At 66.8% G+C, this 25,570-nt stretch carries 37 protein-coding genes and 1 pseudogene; 4 read left to right on the plus strand and 34 right to left on the minus strand.

Features of this window, described 5'->3' with window-relative positions; genetic code table 11:
- Positions 1-95 precede the first annotated feature (95 nt).
- The 28 genes from DDZ14_RS16150 to DDZ14_RS19470 all read right to left on the minus strand — a co-directional run bounded on the left by DDZ14_RS16150 (position 96) and on the right by DDZ14_RS19470 (position 16,849).
- Positions 96-587, minus strand: a complete 492-nt coding sequence (locus DDZ14_RS16150; RefSeq protein WP_109426018.1) for a phage virion morphogenesis protein — start codon at positions 585-587, stop codon at positions 96-98.
- A 120-nt stretch (positions 588-707) separates the two neighbouring features.
- On the minus strand, positions 708-1,871 hold the full coding sequence (locus DDZ14_RS16155) for a phage minor head protein (RefSeq protein ID WP_109426019.1): 1,164 nt from the start codon (positions 1,869-1,871) through the stop codon (positions 708-710).
- Positions 1,864-3,420, minus strand: a complete 1,557-nt coding sequence (locus DDZ14_RS16160; RefSeq protein ID WP_109426020.1) for a DUF935 domain-containing protein — start codon at positions 3,418-3,420, stop codon at positions 1,864-1,866. The genes DDZ14_RS16155 and DDZ14_RS16160 overlap by 8 nt, the downstream gene beginning before the upstream one ends.
- Positions 3,420-5,087: a hypothetical protein gene (locus DDZ14_RS16165; RefSeq protein WP_109426021.1), complete on the minus strand. Its 1,668-nt coding sequence runs from the start codon at positions 5,085-5,087 to the stop codon at positions 3,420-3,422. The genes DDZ14_RS16160 and DDZ14_RS16165 overlap by 1 nt, the downstream gene beginning before the upstream one ends.
- The gene (locus DDZ14_RS16170; protein WP_146193167.1) at positions 5,084-5,278 is read right to left on the minus strand and encodes a hypothetical protein; all 195 of its coding nucleotides are present in this window, start codon (positions 5,276-5,278) and stop codon (positions 5,084-5,086) included. The genes DDZ14_RS16165 and DDZ14_RS16170 overlap by 4 nt, the downstream gene beginning before the upstream one ends.
- A 109-nt stretch (positions 5,279-5,387) precedes the next feature.
- Entirely contained in the window at positions 5,388-5,564 is a 177-nt protein-coding gene (locus DDZ14_RS19755) for a hypothetical protein (protein ID WP_158275545.1), read from the minus strand.
- Between the two features lie 9 nt (positions 5,565-5,573).
- Positions 5,574-6,179 carry a DUF3486 family protein gene (locus tag DDZ14_RS16175; protein ID WP_109426023.1) on the minus strand — a complete coding sequence of 202 codons (606 nt, stop codon included), beginning with the start codon at positions 6,177-6,179 and terminating at the stop codon, positions 5,574-5,576.
- The gene (locus DDZ14_RS16180; protein ID WP_109426024.1) at positions 6,179-6,478 is read right to left on the minus strand and encodes a hypothetical protein; all 300 of its coding nucleotides are present in this window, start codon (positions 6,476-6,478) and stop codon (positions 6,179-6,181) included. Before DDZ14_RS16180 ends, DDZ14_RS16175 begins: the two co-directional genes overlap by 1 nt.
- Before the next feature lie 7 nt (positions 6,479-6,485).
- Positions 6,486-6,815, minus strand: coding sequence for a DUF2730 family protein (locus DDZ14_RS16185; RefSeq protein WP_233252620.1), 330 nt, complete (start codon positions 6,813-6,815; stop codon positions 6,486-6,488).
- A 5-nt stretch (positions 6,816-6,820) separates the two neighbouring features.
- Complete coding sequence (locus tag DDZ14_RS16190; RefSeq protein WP_109426025.1) at positions 6,821-7,348, minus strand: 3TM-type holin; 528 nt, start codon at positions 7,346-7,348, stop codon at positions 6,821-6,823.
- A gap of 20 nt (positions 7,349-7,368) precedes the next feature.
- On the minus strand, positions 7,369-8,259 hold the full coding sequence (locus DDZ14_RS16195) for a glycoside hydrolase family protein (RefSeq protein WP_158275546.1): 891 nt from the start codon (positions 8,257-8,259) through the stop codon (positions 7,369-7,371).
- A 102-nt stretch (positions 8,260-8,361) separates the two neighbouring features.
- Positions 8,362-8,730, minus strand: coding sequence for a helix-turn-helix domain-containing protein (locus tag DDZ14_RS16200; RefSeq protein ID WP_109426027.1), 369 nt, complete (start codon positions 8,728-8,730; stop codon positions 8,362-8,364).
- Positions 8,727-9,326 (minus strand): MT-A70 family methyltransferase, encoded by a 600-nt coding sequence (locus tag DDZ14_RS16205; protein ID WP_109426028.1) that lies wholly within the window; start codon positions 9,324-9,326, stop codon positions 8,727-8,729. Before DDZ14_RS16205 ends, DDZ14_RS16200 begins: the two co-directional genes overlap by 4 nt.
- Positions 9,323-9,955 carry a regulatory protein GemA gene (locus DDZ14_RS16210; protein WP_109426029.1) on the minus strand — a complete coding sequence of 211 codons (633 nt, stop codon included), beginning with the start codon at positions 9,953-9,955 and terminating at the stop codon, positions 9,323-9,325. Before DDZ14_RS16210 ends, DDZ14_RS16205 begins: the two co-directional genes overlap by 4 nt.
- Positions 9,952-10,185: a hypothetical protein gene (locus DDZ14_RS16215; RefSeq protein WP_109426030.1), complete on the minus strand. Its 234-nt coding sequence runs from the start codon at positions 10,183-10,185 to the stop codon at positions 9,952-9,954. Before DDZ14_RS16215 ends, DDZ14_RS16210 begins: the two co-directional genes overlap by 4 nt.
- 9 nt (positions 10,186-10,194) lie before the next feature.
- Positions 10,195-10,455, minus strand: coding sequence for a hypothetical protein (locus DDZ14_RS16220; RefSeq protein ID WP_109426031.1), 261 nt, complete (start codon positions 10,453-10,455; stop codon positions 10,195-10,197).
- Positions 10,456-10,464: 9 nt separating this feature from the next.
- Positions 10,465-11,115 carry a DUF3164 family protein gene (locus DDZ14_RS16225; protein WP_109426032.1) on the minus strand — a complete coding sequence of 217 codons (651 nt, stop codon included), beginning with the start codon at positions 11,113-11,115 and terminating at the stop codon, positions 10,465-10,467.
- Positions 11,108-11,389, minus strand: a complete 282-nt coding sequence (locus DDZ14_RS16230) for a hypothetical protein (RefSeq protein WP_109426033.1) — start codon at positions 11,387-11,389, stop codon at positions 11,108-11,110. Before DDZ14_RS16230 ends, DDZ14_RS16225 begins: the two co-directional genes overlap by 8 nt.
- Positions 11,382-11,660, minus strand: a complete 279-nt coding sequence (locus DDZ14_RS16235; RefSeq protein ID WP_109426034.1) for a helix-turn-helix domain-containing protein — start codon at positions 11,658-11,660, stop codon at positions 11,382-11,384. Before DDZ14_RS16235 ends, DDZ14_RS16230 begins: the two co-directional genes overlap by 8 nt.
- Positions 11,644-12,021, minus strand: coding sequence for a hypothetical protein (locus DDZ14_RS16240; protein WP_109426035.1), 378 nt, complete (start codon positions 12,019-12,021; stop codon positions 11,644-11,646). The genes DDZ14_RS16235 and DDZ14_RS16240 overlap by 17 nt, the downstream gene beginning before the upstream one ends.
- The gene (locus DDZ14_RS16245; RefSeq protein ID WP_109426052.1) at positions 12,018-13,055 is read right to left on the minus strand and encodes an AAA family ATPase; all 1,038 of its coding nucleotides are present in this window, start codon (positions 13,053-13,055) and stop codon (positions 12,018-12,020) included. The genes DDZ14_RS16240 and DDZ14_RS16245 overlap by 4 nt, the downstream gene beginning before the upstream one ends.
- 95 nt (positions 13,056-13,150) lie before the next feature.
- Entirely contained in the window at positions 13,151-15,058 is a 1,908-nt protein-coding gene (locus DDZ14_RS16250; RefSeq protein WP_109426036.1) for a transposase domain-containing protein, read from the minus strand.
- Positions 15,051-15,869, minus strand: coding sequence for a ParB/RepB/Spo0J family partition protein (locus DDZ14_RS16255; protein WP_109426037.1), 819 nt, complete (start codon positions 15,867-15,869; stop codon positions 15,051-15,053). Before DDZ14_RS16255 ends, DDZ14_RS16250 begins: the two co-directional genes overlap by 8 nt.
- Positions 15,862-16,107, minus strand: coding sequence for a hypothetical protein (locus DDZ14_RS16260; protein ID WP_109426038.1), 246 nt, complete (start codon positions 16,105-16,107; stop codon positions 15,862-15,864). Before DDZ14_RS16260 ends, DDZ14_RS16255 begins: the two co-directional genes overlap by 8 nt.
- Before the next feature lie 4 nt (positions 16,108-16,111).
- Complete coding sequence (locus DDZ14_RS16265) at positions 16,112-16,405, minus strand: hypothetical protein (protein ID WP_109426039.1); 294 nt, start codon at positions 16,403-16,405, stop codon at positions 16,112-16,114.
- A complete protein-coding gene (locus DDZ14_RS20160) occupies positions 16,402-16,533 on the minus strand; it encodes a hypothetical protein (RefSeq protein WP_255417511.1) in 132 nt (43 codons plus the stop codon). Before DDZ14_RS20160 ends, DDZ14_RS16265 begins: the two co-directional genes overlap by 4 nt.
- Positions 16,530-16,670 (minus strand): hypothetical protein, encoded by a 141-nt coding sequence (locus tag DDZ14_RS19760; RefSeq protein ID WP_158275547.1) that lies wholly within the window; start codon positions 16,668-16,670, stop codon positions 16,530-16,532. Before DDZ14_RS19760 ends, DDZ14_RS20160 begins: the two co-directional genes overlap by 4 nt.
- Positions 16,667-16,849, minus strand: coding sequence for a hypothetical protein (locus DDZ14_RS19470; protein WP_146193168.1), 183 nt, complete (start codon positions 16,847-16,849; stop codon positions 16,667-16,669). The genes DDZ14_RS19760 and DDZ14_RS19470 overlap by 4 nt, the downstream gene beginning before the upstream one ends.
- 176 nt (positions 16,850-17,025) lie before the next feature.
- On the opposite strand from DDZ14_RS19470, the gene DDZ14_RS16275 reads away from it, so the two are divergent.
- From DDZ14_RS16275 to DDZ14_RS16290, 4 genes are all read left to right on the plus strand, one after another.
- Complete coding sequence (locus tag DDZ14_RS16275) at positions 17,026-17,766, plus strand: S24 family peptidase (RefSeq protein WP_158275548.1); 741 nt, start codon at positions 17,026-17,028, stop codon at positions 17,764-17,766.
- An 86-nt stretch (positions 17,767-17,852) separates the two neighbouring features.
- Positions 17,853-18,725, plus strand: a complete 873-nt coding sequence (locus tag DDZ14_RS16280) for a hypothetical protein (protein WP_109426042.1) — start codon at positions 17,853-17,855, stop codon at positions 18,723-18,725.
- Positions 18,722-19,204: a hypothetical protein gene (locus tag DDZ14_RS16285; RefSeq protein WP_109426043.1), complete on the plus strand. Its 483-nt coding sequence runs from the start codon at positions 18,722-18,724 to the stop codon at positions 19,202-19,204. Before DDZ14_RS16280 ends, DDZ14_RS16285 begins: the two co-directional genes overlap by 4 nt.
- A gap of 382 nt (positions 19,205-19,586) precedes the next feature.
- Entirely contained in the window at positions 19,587-21,164 is a 1,578-nt protein-coding gene (locus tag DDZ14_RS16290) for a hypothetical protein (protein ID WP_109426044.1), read from the plus strand.
- Positions 21,165-21,250: 86 nt separating this feature from the next.
- Here DDZ14_RS16290 and DDZ14_RS16295 read toward each other — a convergent pair whose 3' ends face one another.
- The 6 genes and pseudogenes from DDZ14_RS16295 to DDZ14_RS16320 form a co-directional block, all read right to left on the minus strand.
- Positions 21,251-21,556 carry a hypothetical protein gene (locus tag DDZ14_RS16295; protein WP_109426045.1) on the minus strand — a complete coding sequence of 102 codons (306 nt, stop codon included), beginning with the start codon at positions 21,554-21,556 and terminating at the stop codon, positions 21,251-21,253.
- Between the two features lie 684 nt (positions 21,557-22,240).
- Complete coding sequence (gene galE / locus DDZ14_RS16300; protein ID WP_109426046.1) at positions 22,241-23,224, minus strand: UDP-glucose 4-epimerase GalE; 984 nt, start codon at positions 23,222-23,224, stop codon at positions 22,241-22,243.
- A gap of 269 nt (positions 23,225-23,493) precedes the next feature.
- Positions 23,494-23,647, minus strand: a pseudogene (locus tag DDZ14_RS20020) (IS6 family transposase); the annotation flags it as partial.
- A 219-nt stretch (positions 23,648-23,866) separates the two neighbouring features.
- Positions 23,867-24,562, minus strand: coding sequence for a recombinase family protein (locus DDZ14_RS16310; protein ID WP_109426047.1), 696 nt, complete (start codon positions 24,560-24,562; stop codon positions 23,867-23,869).
- A gap of 77 nt (positions 24,563-24,639) precedes the next feature.
- On the minus strand, positions 24,640-25,158 hold the full coding sequence (locus DDZ14_RS16315) for a phage terminase small subunit P27 family (protein ID WP_233252619.1): 519 nt from the start codon (positions 25,156-25,158) through the stop codon (positions 24,640-24,642).
- The gene (locus tag DDZ14_RS16320; RefSeq protein WP_109426048.1) at positions 25,158-25,442 is read right to left on the minus strand and encodes a hypothetical protein; all 285 of its coding nucleotides are present in this window, start codon (positions 25,440-25,442) and stop codon (positions 25,158-25,160) included. The genes DDZ14_RS16315 and DDZ14_RS16320 overlap by 1 nt, the downstream gene beginning before the upstream one ends.
- Positions 25,443-25,570: the final 128 nt, after the last annotated feature.

Consider the following 25,570-nt stretch of genomic DNA (forward strand, 5'->3'; position numbering starts at 1 on the left):
CGGAGACCGGTCTTTTCGGGTCTCACCACCCGCGAGAGGCCGAGATGCCGCTCAGCGGGCCGCTCAGCGCCTCGGCCACCCGGCCCGTTTGGGGCTCATTCGCCGGCCGATCGCGCCAGCCACTCGTCGATCGTCGCCAGGATGTTGGTCTCGTCCTCCTCCGAGAGCCCCAGGAAGGGCCGCGCGGGGATGTTGCCCCAGGGGATCGGCCGGCCGATGGCGTTGGTGCCGAACGCGCCCTTGGCGGCGCCAAACTGCTGGACGGCCGCGTAGATCAGCGACGAGCCCACCTCGACGCTCTGCGGCCCGGCGCGATGCGCGATCTCCGACGAGAGCCGCCCCGACGGGCCGAAGAGCGGGCGGAAGGCCACCCGGTCGCCGCGCGCCAGGTAGGCCGCGATGGTGGCCTGCGACTTCGGCGCCCAGGGCGTGCCGTCGGGCGCCTTGCCCTCGGTGAAGCGGTCTTTGGTGGAGGCCACAAGCAACTCGCCCAGCTCCTCCATCAGGTCGGTCATGTCGGTGAGGCCGGCCGCGATCCGGTCCAGCGCGTCTGTCACCTCGTCCGCGTTGAAGGTCACGGCGATCATGTGCTATGCTCCCTGTGCAGGTGCGACACGGTGATATTCTCCCGGCCGTAGCACGCCCCAACGGGCGGAGCGCAATGCGAGGTTTCCGGGCAACCGGGTGGGAGGCCTCGCCACCTGCATTCAGCCCCCCTTGCGCATCAGGCGCCGCAGCTCGCGGTCGCGGGCGGCCTCGTCGCGGCTCAGACGCCGGAAGCTGGTGATGAAGAGGCCCTCGCCCGTGCGGGTGGCCTTGACCACCAGGACGAACCCGCCCTGGCTCTCCGTGGCCGGCAATTGCCGGACATAGACCAGCGCGGTCGCGCCGTCGCGGATGACCTGGTCGGCCTGGCTGATCGTGTCCTGCGCGCGGGCGTAATCGACCGCCGTGATCTCCGGGTGCTCGCGGCGCTGCTTGACGGCCGTGTCGGCCGAGAGGTCCGCAACCCGCCGCTTCGCCCCGATCCGCTTCGCGTCAGTCGCGGAAAGGCGCACCAGCGGCCAGGCGCCGTTCGGCGCGGCCAGCCATTCGGCGAAGGCCGGCAGCGCCAGCCAGGACTGGATCAGGTCGATCGAGGGTCGCTCGGGCAGGAAATCGAGCTTGTCGCGCAATGCCAGGATCGCCCGCGTGGCGCTGGCGCCCGGCGCGTGATCCCAGCCCCGGTCGATGCCCGGCGGCGCGCCGGTGCGCGGATCGGTGGCGTCCCAGCCCGGCGGCAGCGGCTTGCCGGGATCGCCGCCCACGCGGCGCGCGCCGGCGAGGCTGCGCGCGCCGATCACGAAGCACGAGCAGCCCCAGCCGTTGGGCGGGTAATGCGAGGCCCAGAAGCGATGATCGGGGGCCAGCACCAGCCCGTCCCAGCCCAGGTGGATGATCCGAGGCTCCAGCGATCCGCCGTGCCGGTAGACCCACCAAGCGAAGCCACCCTCGGTCAGCTGCGCGTGCCGCCCGGCGGCATAGGTGGTGGCGGCGTTGGTGCGGTAGATCACGCGGGTGCGCCAGGCCTCCCCCGCTTTCGTGCCCTCGCCGGTCCAGCCGTGCCAGCCGCGCCTGGTCACGATCTCGCGGAAGTCGCGGCGGAACTCCTCCAGCCCGGTGCCCTGCGAGATCGACTTCTCCACCGCCTCGGCCAGGTCGGCCAGCAGATCGGCCTTGGTGGCGCCCGCGACCATGAAGGCGCGGTCATGCGCAGCCCCGCTGATCTCATCCCAGCGTCGCGTCGGCACCAGGTTGCCCAGCCGCAGGCGGAAGGCCGCGATCTGATCGCGGAAGGGCTGGCGCAGCGCGCCCGCGACGCGGTCAGCCACTCTCGTCCTCCAGCGCCAGGCGCCCGGCCGCCTCGGCCGCGATCAGCCCGCCCGCCAGAGCCCGCGTGAGCTCCGACGTGTCGAGATCGGGGAAACCCGCCAGCAGCATCTCGCGGAACTCCTCCAGCGAGCCGGCCTTGGAGAGCATCGTCTCGATGCGCTCCAGCAGGTCGCGGACCTCCGGCTGCAGCTCGGCCTCCAGCCGCTCGGCGAGCCCCGCGATATGCTCGCGCGCCGGCCGGATATCGCCCTCGGCCTGGAGCGCAGGCGGCGCGGCCTCGACCGGCGGGGCGTCCGCGACCGGCGCGGCGCCCAGCACCTCGTCGCCCTCTCCGGGCTCGGACAGCGCCAGGCGCGTGCGCACCTCCGCCGCCCTGACCTTGAGGCCCAGCGGCACGAGGGCGGCCAGCGCGGTCGAAAGCGCCTGCACATCCTCGGGCTCCTCGCGGGCGATCCGGACGCGCGGATAGCGCGCCTGCGGCCCGTATTCCAGGTCGATCCAGGGCCGGATCAGGTCGCGGTTCAGAACGCCCGCCAGCGCGATCGCGTCGGCGCGCTCGATATCCTCCTGCACCAGGCGGTGTTCCTGGCTGACCGCGTGTCCGCCCGAGACCGCGTCGGTGGTGGTGGTCTGGCCCAGCACCGCCTTGCTGATCTGCCGGTCGAGCCAGTCCGAGCGGCGCTCGTAGAGGTCGATCGAGGCACCCACGTTCTGGGTCTCGACAAAGTCGATCGACATGCTCTCGGGGATGATCGCGGCGCAGTCGCCGGCGATGTTGGCCACCGCCCGGAAGAGCGTGGACTTGTCCTCCTCACTCGACCCCGCCTGATACTTGCCCAGGCGCAGCGGCTGGCCGTAGGTCTGCGTGAAAATCGCCCAGTCGCGGGCCGTGTAGGCCTTGAACATCCAGCCCCAGGCGGCGACGCGGGAAAGCCCGCCGCGCAGCGGGAGCCCGCTCTTGGCCTTGAGTGCGGGGAAGATGAACTTGAAAGCCGGCAGCGGCAGCTCGCGGCCGTGCTCGTCGAGCATCAGCGGCGTGGCCAGGTCCCGGCGCTCGAAGCGGAACCAGCGCGGATCGCGCCATTCCAGCCGCTCCGGGCGCCACTGGCCCTCGGAGCTGTCCCAGATGATCTCGGTGAAGGAATAGCCCTTGCCGATGCAGTCGAGGATATCGAAGAGCTCGGAGGCCAGCTCGTCGCGCTTGAGCCAGTCGCGCACCATCTCGGCCATTTCCAGATCGTGCGCGTCCTCGCCGCCGGGATCGACGGTGATCTCGATCTGGCTGACCGACCGCTTGCGCGTCGAGATGACCGACAGGTAATGCGGATCGCGCTCCTCCACCACCTCTGCCAGTTCCATGTAGCGCACCGGCTCGCCCCGGTCCGCCTCGCGCATGATGTTGGCCAGGCGCACCGGGTTCAGCCCGTCGCCGGGATTGCCCGAGAGCGGGCTGCGCACGCCGGTCAGCGTCGGCGCGGCGATCTCCTCGGTCAGCTGGCGGCGCTCGATCGGGCGCCCCCGGTGGTCCAGCACGCGTGACGGCTCCATCAGATGCCTCCTCTCAAGTCGGCGCCGAGTGGCCCGTTCCACCAGCCGCGCCCGTTGTCCAGATCGTCGTCGTCGGGACGCTCGCGCATCCGGCCCTCGGGCGGCCCGCCGCGCGGCACCGGCCGGTAGCCGAATTCGACGTAGCGCTGGCGCGAGGCGTAATGCGCCAGCGCCAGCCCGATGGCATAGTCGCCGTGGCGCTTCTTGCCCTTTTCGCCCTCGCGCACCGGCGGCACCCGCGGCACCCCGCGCACGAGCTTGACCGAGCGCAGGTCGGAGACGTGGTCGCTGTCGGGCGCCAGCGCGATCGCGTCATCCTCGAAGGCGGATTTGAGCGGCGGCATGTGCAGCCGGTACCATTCCTCGCTGAACTTGATCGCCCAGACGAGGCCCGGATCGGCCTCGGTCTCGCGCAGCCCGTAATGCCGGCCCATGTCCTCGGCCACGGTCCAGCCCATGCCGGTGGCGTCGAACGCCGCACCCACCAGGCGCGGCAGGACGTGATCCAGTACCGCCTTGGTGATCTGCTTCTGCTCGGCGCCGGGCACATTCCTGAGCTCGAAAGAGAGCGCTTCACGGCGCCTCAAACGCTGCTCGATGGCCATTAGAACGCCGACCGTCAGGTCCGAGACGCGCGCGAAATCGAAGCCGAAGGCGTATTGCGGGCCGAGGTCCAGCGCATCGAGCGCGGCCTTGAGCTCTTCCAGGAAGGGCGCCATCAGCACCGCCTGGTCGAGCGCGGAGCGGTGCAGGTAGTCGGCGGGCAGCTCCAGCCGCAGGACCGGCGCCTCGGCCGTCATGCGCGCCTCGATGAGCGGCGCGGGCAGCCAGGCGCCGGTGCCCATCGCGGGCACGCAGAAGAGCTCCTCGTCGGCGCCGTCGCCGTAGAAGTCGATGATCTCCTCGCGCCAGGCGGCCTCGCCCTCGGGCGTCCAGTCAGAGCCGGTGACCAGGCAGATGCGCTGGTAGAGCCCGTCGCTGAGCGCTTGGTCGAAATCGATCCGGATGTGATCGTAGCGCGACCGGCCCGCCAGGATGTCCTGGACCGCCGTGTTGAACGGGTTCTCCGCGCCATCGTGCGTCGAGCAGACCACCACCTGACCGCCCCACATCAGGAAGGCCAGCGCGGCCTTCAGGAGCTCCGGCAGGTGGTCCACGAAGGCCGCCTCGTCGATGATCACCACGCCCTGCTTGCCGCGCAGAGACCGCGGGGCCGAGGAAAGCGCGATGATCTCGAAGCCCGAATCGAAGCGGATGCGGAACGCCTGGATGGCGCGGTCGCCCTCGGCGTCGCCGTCGGGGAAGAGAAACTCCTCGGCCGCGCGCGCGGCGGTGGAGAAGGCCCGCGCCCACATCGCGCAGGCGTCGATGAACTCGCGCGTCATCTCCTGGCTGTAGGAGATGTACATCACGTCCATGCCGCCCGCGTCCTTGGCCCGACCGGCGCGCAGGGCGGCATAGGCAGCTAACCCCCAGGTCAGGCCGATGCGGCGCGATTTCTCGACGAAGAGCACCCGGCAGGTGGTGCTCTCTAGCATCCGCACCGTGCTGGCCTGGTAGGGCAGCAGCACCGCCGGCAGGCCGACCTGCCGGGCGATCTCGGGCATGCCGTTCATCGCCGCGCGGCGCTGCGCCTCCCATTCCTCGCGTGTCAGTGGGGCGGTCATCTCGCCTCCCGCACCGAAAGATGCAGCCACTCTCCGCGCCAGCGCGCCAGCACATGATCGTGCCGGTCGATGGTCAGCACCCGGCGCCGCCCGAACGTCCAGGCGAGCGCCCGACGCGCGGGCCCGGCGCTGTCCCAGGCGGCGCAGGTGCGCAGGACGACGAGGCGCTTTTCGGCGGCTGCCATGTGCATGGCTCAGCCGCCCCAGCCGCCGCCGCTGCGCAGCGCGAGCCAGGCCAGCACCACCACGGCCGCCAGCGCCAGCACAAGAAACACAGTCAGGTTCATCGCGTCCTCCCGTTCAGAACACCGCGCGGATCACCACGTCGATGACTCCCAAAACCAGCAGAAAAGCGCCCAGGGCCGCGACCAGGAAGCCCATCGTCGCGCGCTCCGCGAACGCCGCGTTCGCCATGATCATCAGCCCGAAGAGCAGGGTCAGCAGTCCGAGAAACACGAAGACAATGCCGGCGGTCATCTCGCCCCCCTACGCCGCGACGCCGAGGATCTGCGCCTTGATCGTGTCGGCCGTCTCGGACGTGATCCCCTTGGCCTTGGCCACCACGTCGACCGCCTCGCTCAGCTTGTCCTCGATCTCGCTGTTGAGCTCCCGACGCCGCGCCGTCGACCCGCTCTGCGCCTGCTGCAGCTGTCTCAGGGTCGATGCCAGGTGCATCAGGTCCTTGGGCAGCATCGGGTTCGCGTCGAGGTCGCTTAGCATGAAGAGCGCGATGGACTTGAGCGTCTCCGCCAGCACGATGGTCAGATCGTCGGAGGTCTTGGCGTCGTACTTTTCGACCAGGATCTTCGACATCTCTCGCGACTCGTCGAGTTGCCGCGCAGTGCGGGCCAGACGGATCGAGTAGCGATTGAAGGACGAGAAGCTCGGGATATCGAACTCCAGCTCGCCGTTCGACTCGCGCATGAGCGCCTCGCAGCGCTCCACGAACTCGGCGTAGATGTCGGTCTGGGTGCGCTTGTGCTCGGCCAGGTCGGAGGCGGCTTCCCTCACGATGCCGTCGCAGGCCTCCGGCAGCATGCTCATCGCAGACAGCCAGCCCCGGCCCTTCACGGCATCTGCCGCGCCGGCCATCACGACACCGGCCGCGACGGGCGCTTCACGCCCTCGATGACAATCTCGCGGTCCAGATGCCGCTGGCCCTTCTCGGTCAGGATCGCGACCAGGACGCTGCCGGCCTCCAGCAGCCGCACCGCGCCGTGATCGGCCAGCCAGCGCAGCTCGTCATGCAGCCAGGCGCGGTCCTTGCGGATCGCGAAGGCGCGGAGGTGCTCGACCAGGATGTCGGAATTGAGCGACTCGCCCACCTCCTCGGAGAGCGCCTTGAGTACGATCAGCCGCGCCTGTTCGCGGATCAGGGTTGCCATGTCCATCAGTTACTCACTTCCTTGCCTTCGCTTCCTGCAGCATCAGCTCCTGCATCCGGTCGGCGATCGCGGCCACTGGCTTCAGGCGCTCGTCGAGCCGGTCGATATGTCCCTCCATCCGCGCCAGCGACAGGTCGAGCCGGTGCATCATGTCGCGGTTGGGCATCTGCGCGATCTGGTCGCCGGTGCTCTGCATCTGCCGCTCCAGACCGTCGACGCGGCCCTCCAGCTCGGCGATCCGCTTGAGATTGCGCCGCGGGCCCGAGGTCACCATGTTCCAGATCGTCGTGGCCAGCGACAGAACGGTGGAGAGCCCCGCCGCGACGACGATTGCGTCCGTCACCTCGATCAAAGCGCCGCCTTTCCATTGGCGCCCCACCTGGTCTTGGCCATGTCCTTGAGCGTGTGCCCGCCCATGTAGAGGCCCATGTAGACCGAGTTGAGCTGGAAGAGCAGCCAGAGGTCGGTCTGCGGCAGCGATATCTTCCAGATCGCGTTGGCGACATGGATGAAGATCACGTTCCAGAACCACAGCGCCCCGAAGCCGTACATCGCCATCGGCCGCCAGGCGCGCACCCAGACCGGGTCGCCGCGCTCGGCCAGCAGCGCCTTGAACTGCCCCTCCAGCCCGCTGGCATAGAGCGCGATCAGCTCCGGGCTCATCTGCTCGGTCTCGCGCATGGCGGTCTTGACCATCTCGGGATCGTCGCGCGCCAGCGCCTCCAGCCCGTCGGGCGTGGTGCCGGCGCGCCGCGCGATCGTCTCGACCACCTCGCGGGCCAGGCCCGCGCCCTGGGCGCCGATGCGGCCCGCCAGTATCTTCTCGATCAGCGGCGCGCCGATCGCGGCCGCCAGGGAAATCAGAGCCACGCTCATGTCAGGTCTTCCTCCATCGTTCAGAACCGCCTCAGAATGGCGGCGGCACCGGGGAGCCTGCGCTGGAGGCGCGCCGCCACGGCATCGCGGTAGGTCCAGATCAGCCAAGCGGCCCAGAGCCCGGCAATGACCAGCATGGCCCAGCCGACCCAATCGGCGCCGCCCGCGGCGCCGGCGACCGTGCCGGTGGCGCTCTCGGCACCGCCCGCGGCCCCGGCGGCGGCGGCCTGGCCTGCCTTGCGGCGGGCTGCCAGCATCCGCTCGACGGTACTGAGCGTCGCGCGCCCCACGATGCCGTCCACGATGAGCCCGTGATCGTGCTGGAAGCCGCGCACCGCGACCGAGGTCGGATGGGTCGCGGGCTCCGCATCGCCGTAGCCCAGGCTCGCCAGCGCGCGGACGAGCGCTGCAATCTCGCCCTCGGTCATCGGCAGGGCGATGCGCGCGCGCCCCGGCCGGGTGGCGGTGCCGACGCGGCCGTAATCGGCATCGCGCAGCAGCGCGAACTCGGCCTCGCGGCGGCGCTGGAGCCCCGGCAGGACGCGCCCGCCGCCCTTGACCCATTTGCTCAAGGCCGCCCGCGTGGCGGCCCAGTTGCCGGCCTTCCAGGCCTTGACCCAGCTCGCGCGGTGGATGCCGCCGGTGTTGAAATCGAAGCTGACCCCGGCATCGAACTCGTGCTGCGCGGCCCTGGGCATCGCCGCCCCGGCGCGCGCCTCGTATTTGCGCAGCGCGCGGGCGAGCAGCGTGTCGGAGCGCTCACGCGTGATCTCCATGCCGGCCTTGGGCGTCACCACGCCCGACGCGGCCGTGAGGCCCACGCCGATGGTCCAGACACCCGCCGGGTCGCGATAGGCGCGCAGCACCTCGCCCTCTTCGCGCTTGAGAAACACGCGGCCCTTCGCGCTCATTTGCATCTCACGACATCCTCCGGCCAGCTTGCGCCCAGAATGACCGGGCGGGGCCGTGCAAAACACCCGCAAGGGTCTGCGGGGGCGGGTTCGGAAATGCTGTTAGAGGAGCGACATTTGGCGGGGATCGCCGCCGGGCGTGTCGTAGCGCTTGAGCCAGCCGCGCACCGAGACGTCGCTGGCATGCAGTTTGCGGGCTATTTCCGCGACTGACAAGTTCTGAGATCGAAGAACCGCGGCGCACCACGGTTTTGCCAGCGGCACGCGCGCCGGCAGATACTCGGCCGCGGCGGCCAGCCGGCGCGCCTTGTCGTGCCCCACCAGCGTGACCAGGCGCGAGCGCCGCTTGGGGTTTGGCGCCAGATAAAGCTCGGCGCCGCCGAACTCCAGGATGAACTCCACCGCGCCCTGCGCGCCCAGCACCTCGACGTAAGGCGCAATATTGGCCGGTGGCGAGGGCGGGTAGATCACGACGCGGCCTCCACGAACTTCCCCGTCTCAAAGCCCCAGACATCATGGCCGGGCCAGGGCTCCCGCGCGAAGAGCTCGCAGGCGAAGGATCGCGGCCTCAGCCGGGCGATCATGTCACGCATTTCCGGGGGCTTGCGCGAGTGCTCACGGCGAATTGCGTCGATGTGATCGGGGATCTCGGAGGTCTCGATCACGTTTCGAACCGCCTTGTCGGCGGTCTGGGGTGCGCCGATCCGGCCGACCAGGAAGGGCTCGCTCGACGAGCGCAGGACATAGCCCCCGCCGAAGCCGAGCTTGCCTTTCGGGGTACGCTTGATCCACGCGCCGCCGGTGATGTAGCGGAAACCCCAGGCGGCCATCGCGCCCATCGCCTGGTCCAGATGCGGCCAGGTCGACCACAGGAAGAGCAGGCAATCCGGCCCGGCCAGCTGCGAGACCGGCAGCGCGCGGATCGCCTCGATCGGCATGGTCTCGTAATGCGCCTCGGGCGATTTCCCGTAGCCCTTGGGCGATCGCATCGCATAGGCCCAAGGCGGATCGGCCAGGATCGCGCCGTATTTCATCGGCGTGAGCGTGTCGAAGGGCCAGTCCGTCATGCCGGATCGCTCTCCGCCCGGACCCGTTCCCCGAGCGCGTTCATCACCTTCTGCCAGTCGGTGCGGCCCAGGTGGCCGGGATTGCTTCGCGGTCCCAGCACGTCCTGCACCGCGCGCCAGAACGCAGGGAACTGCTCGCGATTGCCGCCATTGAGCCTTGCGAACTGCGCCAGCGCCACCTTGGCACCCGGCGGGCGAGCCCAGGCCGGGATATCCTTCGCCTCCGACCAGTCGACCCCGCCGTCGCGCGCGAGCCACGCCTTGAGCCCCTCGATAGCGCGGGCCGCATCCTTCGGGTCGCGCAGGAAGCGGGTGTGGTCGATGCCCGTCTGCCGGCGCACGAAGGCCAGCAGCGCGCCGTCGTCCCGGCTTTTCGTCAGGCCGAGGTTCCAGGCCGCGATCCAGAGCGCTTGCAGCTTGGGCGCGTAGGGCCCGTCGAGCTTGCGCCGGCGCGAAACACGGCGGAACCCCAGCCGGCGCAGCTCCTCCACGACGGCGTCCTTCTCGCGCGGGCGCATGTCGCGCAGCCGGCGCTTGCCCGTCACCCGCTCGTAGAGATCGCGCCGGTCCTCCTCGGCATCGAGCCCAAGCTGCCGGACGCCGGCATAGATCGTCTTGACCGCGCTCATCCGTCCCTCCCGATCAGATCGACCTGCTGGACAAGGGCGATAGCCGAACGCATCACCGGCTCGCCATCGCGGCGGCAATTGGCGTGATCGGCAAAGCGCACGCGGACCTCGCCCTTGCGGGGGAAGATGCGCGTGATCTGGCCCCGGAAGACCGCGCCGTCCTTGTGCAACTCGACATGGTCGAAGGGCTCGACCGGGTACTCGTCGCAATATTGAAGTGTTGAAGTCATGATCTCACCTCAGTTGGGCCGCTGGCCGAGCGTCTCGATCTGCTTGACGGCCTCGACATTGCCGGCCTGGAAGTTCACGTTGACCACCTCCATCACCTCCTCGCTGGTCAGCGCGCGGGCGTCCTGGAACGCGACCATGCGGCCGGTGACCTGGGCGACGATGGCGAGGATTTCGACGGGCGAGAGCCCGCCCGAGTGCTCGGTGATCGTGTCCATGATCGCCTCGGCCAGATCGGTGTGGCGCGTGGTGGCCGGTTTCGCGTTGAGCATCAGACCGCCTCACAGCTTCGCCAGATCGAGCGGGACGGTCAGCCACGGCGCCTCGGTATTGGGCCGGTGCTTCACGCGCACATAGGTGGCCTTGCCCACCACGCGCATGGCATCGCGGATCGCATCCATCGCGCGCGTCCAGCGGTGATCGTCGATGTCGAGCCGCAGGAGCATGAATATCTCCGCGCGGTTGATCTGGCCCTCCTTGTCGGTGTTGAAGGCCCGCGTGACGATCGCCTGGATTTCCGGGCGCGAGTCGGCCGACCACTCGTTGAGGCATTCGTCGATCAGGCCCTTGGCGATCTGCAGCTCGGGGCCGAAGTCGATCCGGTCCTGCACCTGCACCTGCACCTGGTAGAGCCCGTCATAAGTGGTCAGCGTCTTGTTGCCCTTGGCCCCGCCCAGCCGCGTCTCGTATTCCTGCGCCAGAATGGCCTCGAACGCGCTGATATCGTCGAAGGTGTGCTCCTTGAACCGGCGGAGCTGGTCGCTGAGTGCGAGGGCATAGCCCGCGATCCGGCGCACCGTCTCGTCCTGCAGCTGGTCCTGGGGGCGCACGAGGGCCAGCGGCACCTCGCGGCCCTTGGCGTCGACCATCCGGCGTTTGCCGTTCTCCTCGACGATGCCCGAGGGCACCGGATGCGGTTTGAAGTCAGACATCTGTCGTCTCCTCTCTCTCGATGATCAGTTTGGCGGGGGTCGCCGCGCCCGGCGGGATGGGGATCAGCCCGAAGGCCACGAGCGTCGTGGCCATCGCGGTGATTTCCTCGGTGCTGAGCGTGGTCACGCCGCGGATGCCGTCGCGGTCGATCTTGCCCACGGCGCGGGCGGCCAGCACCAGCATGCCGGGCGCGGTGAAGCGCTCCGGCGCGGGGTGGCGGCGCTTGGAGCGGATCCGCTCCAGCAGCTCGGCGTCGGTGAGCGGTTTAGGCATCGGAGGTCTCCTTTCGGGGCTCTTGTTGGACTCGGTCGCGCGCACGAAACCTGACACCGACGCCCGCGGTGCCTTGCTCGGGGGTGAACTCGACCCCGGCCTGGAGCAGGCAGTCCGCTATGGCGCGCAGGTTGTTGGGAATGGGCGTCCGGGTGCCGCTCTCGAAGGTCGAGAGGGTCACGCGGGAAACGCCGGCGGCACGGGCGAGGCGGGCCTGGTTCCACCCAAGCAGGCCTCGGGCAGCTCGGCACTGGTCAGCGGTGATCGGCATCACACACCTCCCGGATGCTCTCGGTGACCGTGCCGTCGTCGAGGATCGCGTCGACGAGCGCCGCCTCGGCGGTGATGAGCAAGACGTCGCGGATCAGCGCCCTGAGCGAGACATGGCGGCGCTCGGCATGCGGACGCAGCAGGTCCAGCACATGCGGCGGCACGGTCAGCGTCATGCCGCTCGATGGCCGGCGGCCGGCCGCGGTGAAGCGCGGCACCGCGATCCCGCGCTTGCGCGCGGCTGTGAGTACGTAGCTCACGGTGTTGACCGGCCGGTCCACCTGCACCGCGATCCTGCGCGGCGGCACGCCCGCCAGGGCCAGCGCTACGATGCGCTCGCAGTCCTTGCCCCCCGCGCTCATGACCTCAGCTCCTCGCCGCCGCGATTGGCCCAGGCCTGCTTGAGGTGATCGGCCGTCATGGCCGTGCCCGCGCCGATCGCCACCATGTTGGCGAGCTTGAGAGCGCGGTCGACCTGGCGCAGGGCGCCGGGCTTGCGCGAGATCGCGGTCGCGAGCTTGCGGATCTCCGGATCGGTGATCTTCCAGGCGTCGAGAATGGCCTCGACATCGCCGGCCATCGGCACCCGCTGCAGGATCCGCAGGCCGATGCGGCTGTGGACCTGGGCGTAGCCGTCCTTGTCGCGGCCGCCCGAGGCGCTGCCCCAGCGGCGATAGACGGCTTCGTTGCCGAAAAGCGCGATGCCGCAGCCGAACTCGTCGTTGAAATAGCGCAGCTGGTTGACCGCATCGTCCACGAGGTTCTGCGCCTCGTCGAGGATCAGGAGCGTGTGCCGCCCGTTGCGCAGGAGCTTCTGCCCGATGGCGCGGTCGAGCCGCGCGGGGTTGCTCTCGGAGACATCGAGCGCCATCGCCAGCTCCTGCAGCATCGAATGGCGGCCGGAAGTCGAGGGGCGCATGGTCACGAGATAGGCATGCGGGCGGGTGGCCACGTAATGGCGCGCGGTCTCGGTCTTGCCCAGGCCCGAGCCGGTGGTGACCACCGAGAACTCGGGCAGCGTCTGGGCGTAGATCAGCGCCTCGATCAGGCGCCGCGCCGTGGGCGTCTCCACGAACTCGGGTGCGGCCGGCATGCCGGTCAGCGCCCGGCGGCTCTCGTCATGGCTGTCGAGCCAGCGCTTCACGCGCTCGGTGATGTTCTCGTACTTGCCCTTGTAGCTCGCCGAATACCAGGGCGAGAGGGTGCCCACCGGCACGCCGGAGCTTTTGGAGACGCCGGACATGGTCAGGCCCTCGGCCTTGGCGATCTTGCGCAGCCGCTCGGTCTGGACCCGCCAGTTCTCCAGCGCCGCCGAGTCGAGATCGGGCGTCAACGCGGGCGGGGTCCACTTGTGCGTGTCCTCGACCACCTTGGCGGATTGTTCTTTCTCGGTCATCTGATATGCTCTCCTCATCTCGAATGGCCGCGGGTGACCCGTGGCCTGCTTCCAGCGGCCCGATGCGCCCTCACGCGCCTCGGGCCGCAGCTCCATCAGGGCCCCTCGTCGCCCCGATCCTCACGGTCGGGCATGCGCAACACGCCACGATCCATCATGTCGATTGCCCGGCTGAACGCCTCGTTGCCCTGCCAGGCGGCGGTGGCCTGCGCGGTACCGCCGCCGGCCACGAGCCGCACCGCAGCGGGCTGCGCACGCGGCGCCTCCGGCGTGCCCTTGGGCAGCATTTCTGCTACGTCCGAGATATCGAGCCGCCGCTCGACCGCGAGCACCTCCTCGATCGCGCGCCCGTAGGCACGCCGCGCCTTGGCATGCGTCCGCGCGGCCTCCATGTCGTCGAAACGCCCGGCCTCAAGCAGCTCGGCCTCGCAGATGAACCGCCCGTCCACGGCATAGGCCGCGACACCGTCATGAAGCGCCTGCGGATCGAAGCGCAGGATCAGCCGGCGCCCGGCATGCTCCACGAGCTGCGGCGCCCAGTACCGGTTCCCGGCCAGGCGGACCTCGCCATTCTCGCGATGCGCGCTCACCAGGTCGGAGGCCAGCGCGAAGAGCCGGAGCTGGCTCTCGGAGGCGCGCGCGATGATCGCGTCCTTCGCGGCCTGCGCGTAGGTCTCGGCGAAGGACCGTCCGGCACAGTTGGCGGCGCGCCGGCCGGGTCGCGCGTTGTGCCGGGTGATCTCCGCGGCCACCAGCGCCTCGAACTCGGCAAAAGGGATTGCGCGGCTGCCGTAATTCTCGGGCTTGGCCATCGGGCTGTTGCCCGTGTAGGCGCCGGCGCAGGCGGGATGCTTGGCGATCGTCTCGCAAAGATCGCGGAAGGCGCGCTCGATCGGTTTGGCCTGGCCGTGATAGGGCGTGGTCCAGTGGACGCGCACGCCGACATCGGTCAGGAGCCCCTCGGGCTCGCCGGGCTTCACCTTGAAGCGGAAGCGGTTGACCTGCCCGCCGGTCATCCACTTCGAGGCAAACGCGCGCCCGTTGTCGAGCCAGGCTTCCTCAGGGATGCCGTGGGTCTTCATCATGTCCAGGAAAGCCAGGCGCACGAGCGGCCAGCATTCCGACTGTCCCAGGCGCCAGCCCACGATCATGCCGGAATAGAGGTCCTGGATCGCGACCATCACCGGGCGGAAAGGCTTCTCGCGGCCCGGTTCGCGCACGAAGACGTCGAATGTGTGCCCGTCGGCGTTGATGGCCTGCAGCGGCGCGAAATGCGACCGGTCGCGGGTCTGATGGGGGTAGATGCGCGCCGCCGTCTCGCGGCCCGACCGCGCCAGCTTGCGGGCGGCACGCGGGATCTCGCGCTCTATCCGGCGCCTGAGCGTCCGCTCGGCCGGGATCGGCGCCCAGCCGTGTTCGGCCGCGGCCTCGCAAAGCCGCGCAAAGCAGGCCGTGAAGGCCGGTTGCTCGGGCCGCAGATAATCGGCCACCAGGAAATCCCAGGCGCGCGAATCGCAGGCCGCCACCGCACTGCGGCCCGCCCGGCGCGGGGCCAGCACCGCCAGCCAGTCCGGCCGTGGCACGCCGCGCACCAGGGCACGCCAATTGCGCAGCGTGGAGGGCGACTTGCCCACGATCCGCGAGACCCGCTCGATCGCCACCGCCTGGGTGGAGGTCCGCTCCAGGGCCACGATCTGCTCAACCGCGCCGAGGCGTTCGCGCGCCTCCGCCTGAGCCCGCTTCGAGAGCCGCTCGAACCCCGCCCAAACGGGGTTCGCGGCCGTCTTGTCGGTGGCCTCCTCCGCGGATTTGACGGCCAACGCGGCCCGCACGTCGCCGGGCAGCAGGCTGACATGGTAGTGAACGCCGCCGGCCTCGACGCGGTAGCGGCCGGGGTCGGCCCGCCACTTCTCGGCGGCGAGCTTGCGCAGGCCCCGATCCGAACCCGGCAGGGACGGATGCCCGAGATCGAGCAGTTCGGCCAGGCTCAACCACTCACTCATCGGCACCCGCCTCGGCGATGAACGCCGCCAGCTCGGCGCGATGGTCGCGCACGAATTCCCGGCGGTCCTTCTTGCTCAGACGGCCCCACGCCGCGGTGAGCCGCTCCAAAGCGGCCGATCCGTTCTGGTCGGGGACAACGCCGACATTCCGAAGCTCGTCCTTGGCCTTGGCGCCGCTGCGAATTCGTCGTGCCGCATCGCATTGCGCATCGCTGGAGGCCTTGCAGAACCTCTGCAGAACGGCCTGATTGTCGGCCTCCGGCGTGCCCGACAGTGCGCGCCGAAGCTCGGGATGCAGTTTCTGCGCGATCTCCTGCGCCGCCTCGATCGAGCGCTTGGAGAGCCCCATTCGCGTGGCGACATGGTCCGAGAAACTGACGAGTCCGGCCTGATCGAGAAATTCCGCAATGTTTGCGGAATTACGTCCGCGACCGACTTTGCCGTACTTCGCCTCCCAGGCTTCGCGGTACTTGGAGACGAACATCGCCCGGTCGAGCTTCGACAAGTCGTTGCGGAAAAGGTTCTCGCCGATCTCGATCAGCAGGCTCGACCAGCCGCCATTGACATGGACCACCATCGTCTCGACCTCTTCGAGGCCAAGCATCTGCACGGCGCGCAGCCGGTGCGCGCCGGCGAGCAGGGAATATGTCCCACCTTTCGCCCCAAACGGGCCGCGCACGGTTATGGGGTTGATCAGGCCATGTTTTTCGACATCGAGCGCGATTGCCTTGGCATGGTTTTCATCGACGCCGCGCAGCCGGTCGCCCGGCATCTCGACAAGATGCGTCGGTACCTTCCGGAAGTCAGCCATTAGGGACCTCCGGGCTCTTCGTCAGGCGGTAGCACCAGCGATGCGTGCCGTCCGGGCCCACGCGCTGCTCGCACTCGATCTCCGCGCCGTTCTCGCGCAACTCGGCGATCACCGAATTGACCGCGCAGATATGGGCGCGGCGGATCAGCGTGCGGGTGGATAGCCAGCCCTGCGCCTCCTGCAGCACATGCAGGGCGCGCTGCAGGCGGGGGCTGGTGGAAAGCGATGCGTGGTGCATGGGCTCACCACTCCGGCCAGGCCGCGGGGGCCATGATCTGCGCATCCAGACGGCCGGCGCGCGTCCGGCAGGGGTCGCACATGCGGTTATGGGCGCCCTCGCTCATGAACGTCGTGCCGCAGGTCATGCAGTCCCGCGCCCGCGACTTGGCGCGGCGGGTTGACTCGCGCTCGATCCGGAGCCGCGCGGCGTCGGCCAGGCTGAATTGGCTGTACTCGCCGGAGACCCTTGCGCCATCGGCCTTGCGGTAGACCGAATAACGGTGGTGGCCGGCACGCTTCACGTCGAACGCGCTCATTGCAGCACCCCCGCGACGACGGTCAGAAGCCAGAAAAAGACCATCAGGCAGGCCCCGCCGAGACAATCGCCCGCCAGGCTGTCCTCGACGCGGTCCACCCAGGCGCGAACGGCCCGAAGCGCCCTCATATCGCCCACCGGATCGCGATGGCCGCGATCACGCTCCAGAATGCCGCCGTCGCCATGACGATCGCGACCAGCATCCGCTGGCTGCCGTCGGCGCTCGTTTCTTCCGTGCCTGACTCACTGCTCGAAAGGTCCTTCATTGGAACTGCTCCTTCTTCTTGGATTTTCGGGGGCGGGGAATGTCGGACGGCCAGTCGAGATCCTCGGGCCAGTGATCCGAGAACCATTGCAGGACCTTGTTGTAGGTTCGGATCGTGGTCCCGTGACCGTCCCGCAGCCGCTGAAAGAGGCGTGCGTTTCCGACAATCCAGTTGCTCACGGTCGCTTCGCTCCGGCGCACTGCCGGCGCATATTTCTGAACGAGCGATATGAGATCATGGGAGTGCATAAATACACTATTCCACAACTCCACCTCCGCGACAATGCCTTTGTACACTTTCGAGGTAGGAATTTCCCCCTCTACCCCGAAAGTCCGAATCAATGCATAAATGCACTATGGAACTGGATGAGTTGCTCCGGATCATCGAGAACAGGCGGAGTGATCTTGGGCTTACTCAGGCCGAGGTCGCTGCGCGCGCTGGCCGTGCGAGCAGCACGGGCACAGCTCTCATCCAGAACATTCGCAGGGGCAAGGATCCGACCTTCCGCAATGTGAATGCCATATGTGACGCGCTCGGCCTTGAGCTTCACATCGGGCCGGCGCGGCGATCAGCGGTGCAACAGGTCATGGACGAGCACGGCGAGCCGGCCGCGGTTCGTCGGATCGTCCAGACCGCACGTCTCGCCACGCCGCCGGCGCAGGCCGCGCGCGACGAAGACCACTTCGCCACGATCCCGCGCTTCGAGGCCGAGCTCGCCGCTGGCGCAGGCCGCGCAAATGGCGACGGCGTTGCGATGGAGCTCCTGGCCTTCCGACGCGATTGGCTCCGCCAGATGGGCGTGACCGCCGACAAGGCCTGCCTTCTCAAGGTGCGTGGCGACAGCATGGCGCCCACGCTCCAGGACGGCGACCTGGTCCTCGTCGACCGCTCCCGCCGCGACGATATCCGCGATGACCGAATCTACGCCTTCACCGAGGATGGCGAGGCCCGCGTCAAGCGCCTCCTGCGCGCCGGCGGCGAGCTGCTCCTCCAGTCCGACAACGCGGCCTATCCGACCGAGCGCCGCAAGGGCCGCGACATGAACCGCCTGAATGTGCTGGGAGAAGTGGTCTGGTCCGGTCACGAGTTGAGGTAGCCAGCCTGTGGTATGCCCTCTCAGCACACGCATTGAGGAATCAAGCAAAGGTTGAAAGGCTGCCCTAGTGTTCAGGGGAGGACGAAATGGACAGTAAGATCAAGGCGCGATTTTATCAGGTGGAGAACGTCAACGGGAATGACGATCCTCTTTACCACTGCTTAGAGCAACTTTGGGATCACCCCGATCGCGTCAGATACCAAACGATTCACGGCGGCATCCGAGTTCGTTTGGAGCGCTATGAATCTAACCATGACGCGGCCAGACGGGGCTTTGTCGATGGCGAACTCGTTCGACAGCAGACGGAAAACATACCGCCCATCGCAGAGCAGGGGCAGCCACTTGAAGGAATGGACAGGCCTTTAGGACATCGGTGCGCGTTTCGATACCACCCTCGGACCCGCGCACTCCTGTTGGAGAGCAGGCAGAACGGGGTAACGCCCATGCGCATGGATGGATTGGTCAAGACTGTGTTGCGACCGCACAAAGGCTTTTACCTTACTCCAGTCGTAACAGAGGACGCACTTGATCGGCTTCGGAATGGGACTCCAAGGCGGGTGACCTTCCGGGTCGCCAGCCCAGGGAATATGGACGCAGTTGAGGCGGATGAGCGCCAAATTGAAGAGAATCTTACTAGGATGGCAAACAACTTTGGCGGCTTGAGCGTGGAGGTATCTGTTGGCTTTCCGCGGGGGAACAACGATAGGGCACTGGTCAGAGGATCGCTCAATAGAGCTATTCGTTGGGCCACCGGGAACCGTGACCACGTGGAAAAATTTGCAGTTAAAATCAGCGAGGAGGAATCACCAATTGACGTTTTTTCCGAGCAAATTAAGGTCGTTCAGGACTTGCCGGGGATACAGAATCTTGATGTCGATGCGAACTATGAGGCCCGCCGCGACCTTCTCAGGAGGGCGTTCGACGACTATCTACCTATCATAGAGAGGTTGTACGGATGACCGCCATAGCTTCCAGAAACATATCAGTTATCACAGGAACGTTCCTGTCTCTCGCCCCTATTTTAAAGGCCTGCATCCTCGCAGCAGCCACGTCTTTCCTTGTGCTTTATCTGTCGGGAGATCAGATGTTCAATTCCAACGCCATCTATGCGGGGGTATTTGATCTCGCGTCGATCTTTACCGGGTTCTTAGCTACCTTCTACGTATTCATTGTCACGAAGGGTAACCGATTCCTAGAGAAGATTGCCGCCACGAAAACATTCTCTATGGTGCTAAGGTTGCTGAAGTTCACCATCGTCTGGTCGGTTATCGTGGTTGGCTACTCATACGCAATGATGATAGTCGATCCATCTGATTTTGCGGCCTTTTCGATTATGCATTTTGTTGTTTTCTTTTGGCTTTTCAATGTCTTCATGGTGGTGGTCAACTTTACCAGATGCACCGTGCAGTTCATGACGATTGCAGAGACAGATAAGTGAACAACCTCAAGACGGCCCGCCAGAAGGGCAGAATTGATCACGTCTTCCAGCTTGTCTAGTGTTCGCCACCTGACATAGGGTACCCGATGGAAGCAGGGTATCGGGCATTGGTCCAGCATCCTTGAGCGAAACAGTCAGCTGACGGCTAGGAGCCCTTACTTGCCGGCCGGATAGTCTGCGGATGATGCAGGTGCAGTGGGCGGTTGTCAGCCCAATCCTGCCGATCGTGCGCGCTTCAGCGTGAACAGCGGAGCATGGACATAAGACGGTGCTTTGCGCCGGTTGCGTGATTGGGCGAACTTACCGTCAAGTCGCACACTACTTGGGGGAATGTCGGACGGATAAGAAAGCAGGCGTGTCAGAGGGATCGGGCAAGACATCGATGGATCTGAACATCACGGTCACGCTCGTCCTGGGTGTGGTCGGGTCGCTTGTTGCCTGGACGACCCAAGGGCCGCTGCCGGTGAAGCTGGGCTTATCGATCTTTGCAATCGGTGCAATCCTGATGCTGGCTGTGGCGCAGAACGAGCGGCAGCACGCGGCCCTTGTGGACTGGATCGAAGGGGATGGATACGGCAATGCCTATTGGCAGGTCGTCGCCCCGCGCCTGGCCCGCATCTGGACCCGTCTTTGCGACCCGGCGCCGTCGGGTACCGGGTTCTTGCGCACGCTTTGGGCGGCGCTGACCTGGCGACTGTATGACCTGGCGCTGCTCATCGCCGTCTTATACCCGATCTTGGCGTTGGTCCTGCCCTGGGCAGTGACCGGGAAGGAAACCGGGTTGGGCGCCGTGCCAGTGCTAAAGGCGATTCCGCGCTATAGCTTGTCGCATATCGCGACACTTGGCATAATTGCCATGTTTTTCGTCGCGATCGTTTATTGGCTTCGGCCAGAATATCGGCGCGCGAAGGGTGTGACCCGCACTGATATTCTGCTTTTTGCCGCTCTTGCTGTGACGTTTGGTTTGGCATGGTTGGAAATTGTGCCAGCCGCAGTCACAGCCGCAGTCACAGCCGCAGGCGGAGTCGCAATCACAGTCCTAGCCGCAGGCGCAACCGCAATCGCAGTCACAGCCGCAATCACAGCCGCAGGCGCAGCCGCAGTCACAGTCGCAGGCGCAGCCGCAGTAACAGTCGCAGCCGCAACCGCAGTCATAGCCGCAGCCGAAGTCTCAGTCCCAAGCGCAGCTGCAGCCGCAGTCACGGTCTTAGTCACTGTCGCAGTCATAGCCGCACTCGGGTGGATGTATCTCCGCGGGTATCCGGCACTGGCCCATCGCGCACTGACCTGTTTGCTCGTGGCGGTCCTGGCGATGGCAGCCTACACCCTGCCCTGGGCGGATGTGCCGCCGTTTAAGACCGCCGTTTTCCTGTTCTTCGGGGTCTTTCCTATTCTGAACGCACTGTTCGACCTGTTGTCCTACGCGGTGACTGTTGCGCTGGTGCGCCTTGGGCTGCGGATGAAACGCTGGCCCGCGTTCCTTCTGGGCCTTTTGGACCTGTTTATCGCCGGCGCCCTGTTCTTCGCCCTTGGCGCGGCATTGGTCGTTACGACCGCCCTGCTCAATCGACTGTCTAGCGGGCAAATCGCCGATATCGGCGGCATTCTCGGACAAATCAGCCAGGGGTGGTCAACCACGATCGCATGGGCCTATTTTATGGTCTTCTCGACGCTGGTACCGACCCTGTTCCACCTTGTCCTGACCCTCATTAGCCTGGAGCGGATGGCTCTGCCATTTCTACGCCAGCCCTTCGCCAAACTGATCCGCCAAGCCCGGGACCCGGGGATTGCCTCGGTCCTTGCCCCCTGCGCAGCCGGGGTGGCGCTGCTCTTGCCGTTCACGGCGCTCTACTGCTTTTTCTGGTTGGTCTGGACCTATCTCGGGAATGTGCTGGCACTCTACGGTCGGACCTATCTGAACCATTTGCTGACCATCGCGCAGTGGATCGAAGCGATCTGAGCGCATAGCGACCGAGGGCGCCCCAGAGGCAGCCTGGGAACCTTTTGTCAGGTGGCGAACACTAGGTCGCCTCCCGGCCTTCGCGATCACCCGGCGGAGGCTTTAGCCTTCAGGCGATCGATATCCCCTTTGAGTTCCTCAAGACTCTTCGTCGGCGCACGGTCGACCTGACCGTTGGTGTCTTCGCTCGGCGCCGCGATACCTGGTTGAAGCGCATCGCGGATCGCATGCAGCGCCTCGATGATCTTCTCAAGCGCCGTGAAGAGGACACCGCTGATTGCCGCCGCGACCGCGGGCACGACGAATAGAATGTCTTCGGTTCCAAGGCCGGCGAGGGCGCACAAGGCGGCCAGTCCATAAGCGATCCAGGCAAGCAGCTTCAGCGACGGCATGGCGTGTCCGATCCTTCCGGTTTTGGGTGCCCCATCGTGGCGACATTTTGGGCGGCTTGCAAGCGCGCCTCAGCGGCTCGAATCCGACCCGAAATCAGTTCCGCGGCGGACCTCGGCCGGATTTGCCGTAAACCTCTGTACTGATAGTTTTTTCGACCATCGCGCCCTAAAACTGGTTTAACGGTTCAATCATTTTCCGCAGTGCCGCATTCTTGGCACCCGCGAGCGTCCTTTTCAGTCCGCCCGCCTCTCGCCGCATCTGCTTTAAGCGCCTGTTAAAACGGCCTTTCCGGTCCTCTACAGCCGTTCTAATGCGCCTTTAAAACGCTTCGGCCCCTTCGTCCCGGATTCCAGCTTCAAGTGTCAGACTCGCGCCTCGATGCCAAGTTCAAGTGTCAACGCCACCTCGGCGCCCGCACGCGCTCTCTAGCTCTACCGCCCTGTTTTCGCTTTCCTTCTCACGCTTTCTCACCAAATCCCACCTTTTCCCGCCGATGCCAGGTCTAAGTGTCAAACAACACCCGCCCGGTCACGCCGCATGACCAAGTGGTGCGCGAAGCCCGTGCGCTGATCGACGGGAAGCGCCGTGCCTGAACTCGAATGGAAGGCCCCGGCGGTTGCGGACCCGGATTCCGCGCGCGCCGTCGGGGCAGCGGGGATCGCCGCGCTGGCGGCGGCCCGGGATCAGTGAGCGTAGCCGGGGCCGTTCAGCCAGGCCGCGGCATCAGCGATCATCGTCTCCATGTCCGATCGCTCGGGCGTCCAGCCCAGCTCCGCCCGCGCCCGCGCCGAACCCGAGACCAGGCGCGCCGCGTCGCCCGGACGCCGCGGCCCCTCCTCCAGCGGCACCGGCGCGCCGGTCACCTTCTCGGCCGCCGCGATCACCTCGCGCACCGAGAAGCCGCGGCCGGTGCCCAGGCAATAGACCCCGCCCCCCTGCCCCGCCAGGAGCCGGGTCAGCCCCGCCAGATGCGCCCGGGCCAGATCGCTGACATGGACATAGTCGCGGATGCAGGTGCCGTCGGGCGTGTCATAGTCGCGACCGAAGACCGTCAGCGCCCCGCGCCGTCCCGCGATGGCGTCGAGCACCAGCGGGATGAGATGGGTCTCGGGCCGGTGCTGTTCGCCGATCTCGGCCTCCGGGTCGGCCCCGGCGACGTTGAAATAGCGAAAGATCACCGATTCCAGCCCGTCGCTGGCGCCGAAATCGCGCAGCATGTCCTCGATCGCGCGTTTCGAGCCGCCATAGGCGTTGATCGGGTACTGCGGCGTGTCCTCGTCCAGGATCACCCCGTCCTGGTCGCCATAGGTGGCGCAGGTCGACGAGAAGACGAAGCGCCGGCAGCCGGCGGCCAGCGCCGCCTCGATCAGGTTGAGCGCCCCGGTCACGTTGACGCGCCAGTACTGCCCCGGCGCGCGCATCGACTGGCCCACCAGGCTAAGCGCCGCGAAATGCATCACCGCCACCGGCCGGTGTTCGGCGAAGGCCGCGTCGAGCGCCGCGCGGTCCATGAGGCCGGCCTCGACCAGCGGGCCGAAGCGCACGGCTTCGCGCCAGCCGGTGGACAGATCGTCGAAGGTGACGGGCAGGAACCCCGCGCGCGCCAGCGCCTTGCAGGCATGGGCGCCGATATATCCCGCGCCTCCGGTGACCAGAACCCTGTCCAATTCCGTCCTTTCCCATCCGATCAACTCTCTATGGATAGCAAGCACAGCAGACCCGTCTCACTTACCGAGAGTTCCTCTTAAGGGTTTAAACCAGATTTCTCCCCACAGAGTCGAGAACTCGAACGTCCTATAGGTTAGAGGACAAGTCCGAGAAATGGCTTCAGGTAGGTGATGCTGTCAGACGATTCGAACTGCTCTCCACAAGGACAGCATAACTGTCCTTATGCTGCGCCGAGTTGACGCCACTCGGCGAGAGCGGCAGCGCGGTGCTACTTGAAAATGTCCCGGCTGGAGAGGCTGCGCTCCCGGTTGAAATGGTTGGTGACGGGGGCGTGAACAGCGGCGAACTTCTGCAAAATTTCGCATGCGCCGGAACCGAAGCATCGCCCGCTCGCGTCGTCGGAACAGCAGGTGCGCGCGCTTGAAGTTGGCAATATCCGATGTAGAGCGGCATCGCCGAACCTCGAACATACTTGCCACATCAAAAATTCCAGGACTTTTCATCGATTTGACACAATGCACCCCTAACTTGGCACATTGTTGATTTCAGTGATGCCTGGTGGGCGATGTGCTGTGTTGCGTTCGTGGATCAAGCCCCACCAGGCGCGCTGAACGGAGTTGGTACCGCCGCCCCGCCTCATCTCACCCCAACCGCGCCAGCAGGTTCCTGACCGTCGAGACGTGCCACCGTCCACCGCGACGGGTGCGCATGCCGCGGGCGTTGAGCTCGGCGGCAATGGCGCGCAGGGTCGTGTGGCCCGCGCTGGTGATTTCGGCGACCACGTCGGCCAGGTCCCGGGCGTGACGGTCGGCATTGCGCGCCACCGCCGCGCGGAGCGGCGCGCCGCCCTTCCCGGCCCGCCTCAGCGCCGCCGCCCCGTTGGGATTGCCCAGCTTCACGCCGCGCGCCTTCGCGGCCGCCAGCGCCTCCTTGGTGCGCCGCGAGATCGCCTCGCGCTCCTGCTGGGCCACCAGCGCCATGATCCCCACCGTCAGGTCGTTGGCCTCGGGCATGTCGACGGCCAGGAACCGCACGCCGCTTTCGCGGAGGGTGAGCAGGAAGGCCGCATTGCGCGACAGCCGGTCGAGCTTGGCGATCACCAGCGTGGCCCCGGTCAGCCGCGCCAGATCAAGGGCCCGCACCAGTTCCGGCCGATCGGATTTGCGCCCGCTCTCCACCTCGGTGAACCGGGCGAGCACGTCTGCGCCCCGGGACGCGGCGAACGCATCGATCGCCTTGCGCTGCGCGTCGAGCCCCAGCCCCGATCTGCCCTGCCGGGCCGTTGAGACCCGCTCATAGGCGACCAGGCGGAGAGATGGGTCGGTGTCCCTGATCATGTACAAACCTGCCTGACCTTGGTTGCGCAGGTCTGTACATCGCTCGGAAGGGGCCGGAAGTGTAGTCGGAGAGGCAATCAGATGCGGTCGTCCAGCTGTATGACATGTTCCTCGGGCTCGTGCTCGACGATCTCGCCCTGCTGGTCGCGCATGGTCCCGTCCGGCCACGCGCTGACGATCTGGATGATGGTCGGCTTCTCGGCAGGAAGCTGATCGCCCGCATTGGCCAACCGCGTGCGGGCGACCGGGGTGAGCCCGAGCTCGGACATGTAGCGGGACATCAATTCCATCTGCTTGTTGGCCACCGTGAGCCAGGGCGACTGCTGGACATGGCCGTTCGGTGTCTTGAGAAGGGCGGGTGTCGCCGCCAGTTTCTCCTCGGCCTCGACCCAGCGGGCCCAGGCCTGGCAATAGGCCGCCAGCGCCGCGCGGTCTGCCAACGTCAGGATGCCCGCCTCGTGCATCGGAGTGGCGAGCCGGCGCCATTCCTTGTGGGCCACCTCGCTGAGATGCGCCGGGCAGCGCGGCAGTGCCTCCATCCGCGTGTGCGCCAGCGTGCCTCCCCGCGGAACCGGTTTGCGGCCGCGCGAGGCCATCAGCGCGTCTCCTCCGGTTCGGGCAATGCAGGCTGGGCATCGCGGCCTTCCGGAACGCCGATCCTCGTCTGCCGCTCCGCGATGGTGTCGAGCAGCTTCGCGAGCGCGTCCCGTCCGTCGCCGGTGTCGAGCTGTCCAGCATGATCGAGGCCTACGGTCTCCCACCAGCCGGCTTGTGTCTTGAGATAGAAGATGGTCGAGGTGGTGTCGCCGGCCCTCGCCTTCTGCAAAAGCCCGTTCGCCACATGCGCGATGGCCTTCGCCTTGCCCCTTTTATAGCGCACGGCTGACCTGCCCCCAAAAAACCGGGCCATTCAAAATGAGAGTTTGTTCTCGTAACGTTCAAAATGACGAGGAGAACAGACGATGCGCAAATCACGTTTCACCGAAGAACAGATTGTCGGGATCCTGC

It is taken from the genome of Maritimibacter sp. 55A14 (assembly GCF_003122205.1).
In the GTDB taxonomy this organism is placed as follows: domain Bacteria; phylum Pseudomonadota; class Alphaproteobacteria; order Rhodobacterales; family Rhodobacteraceae; genus QEYE01.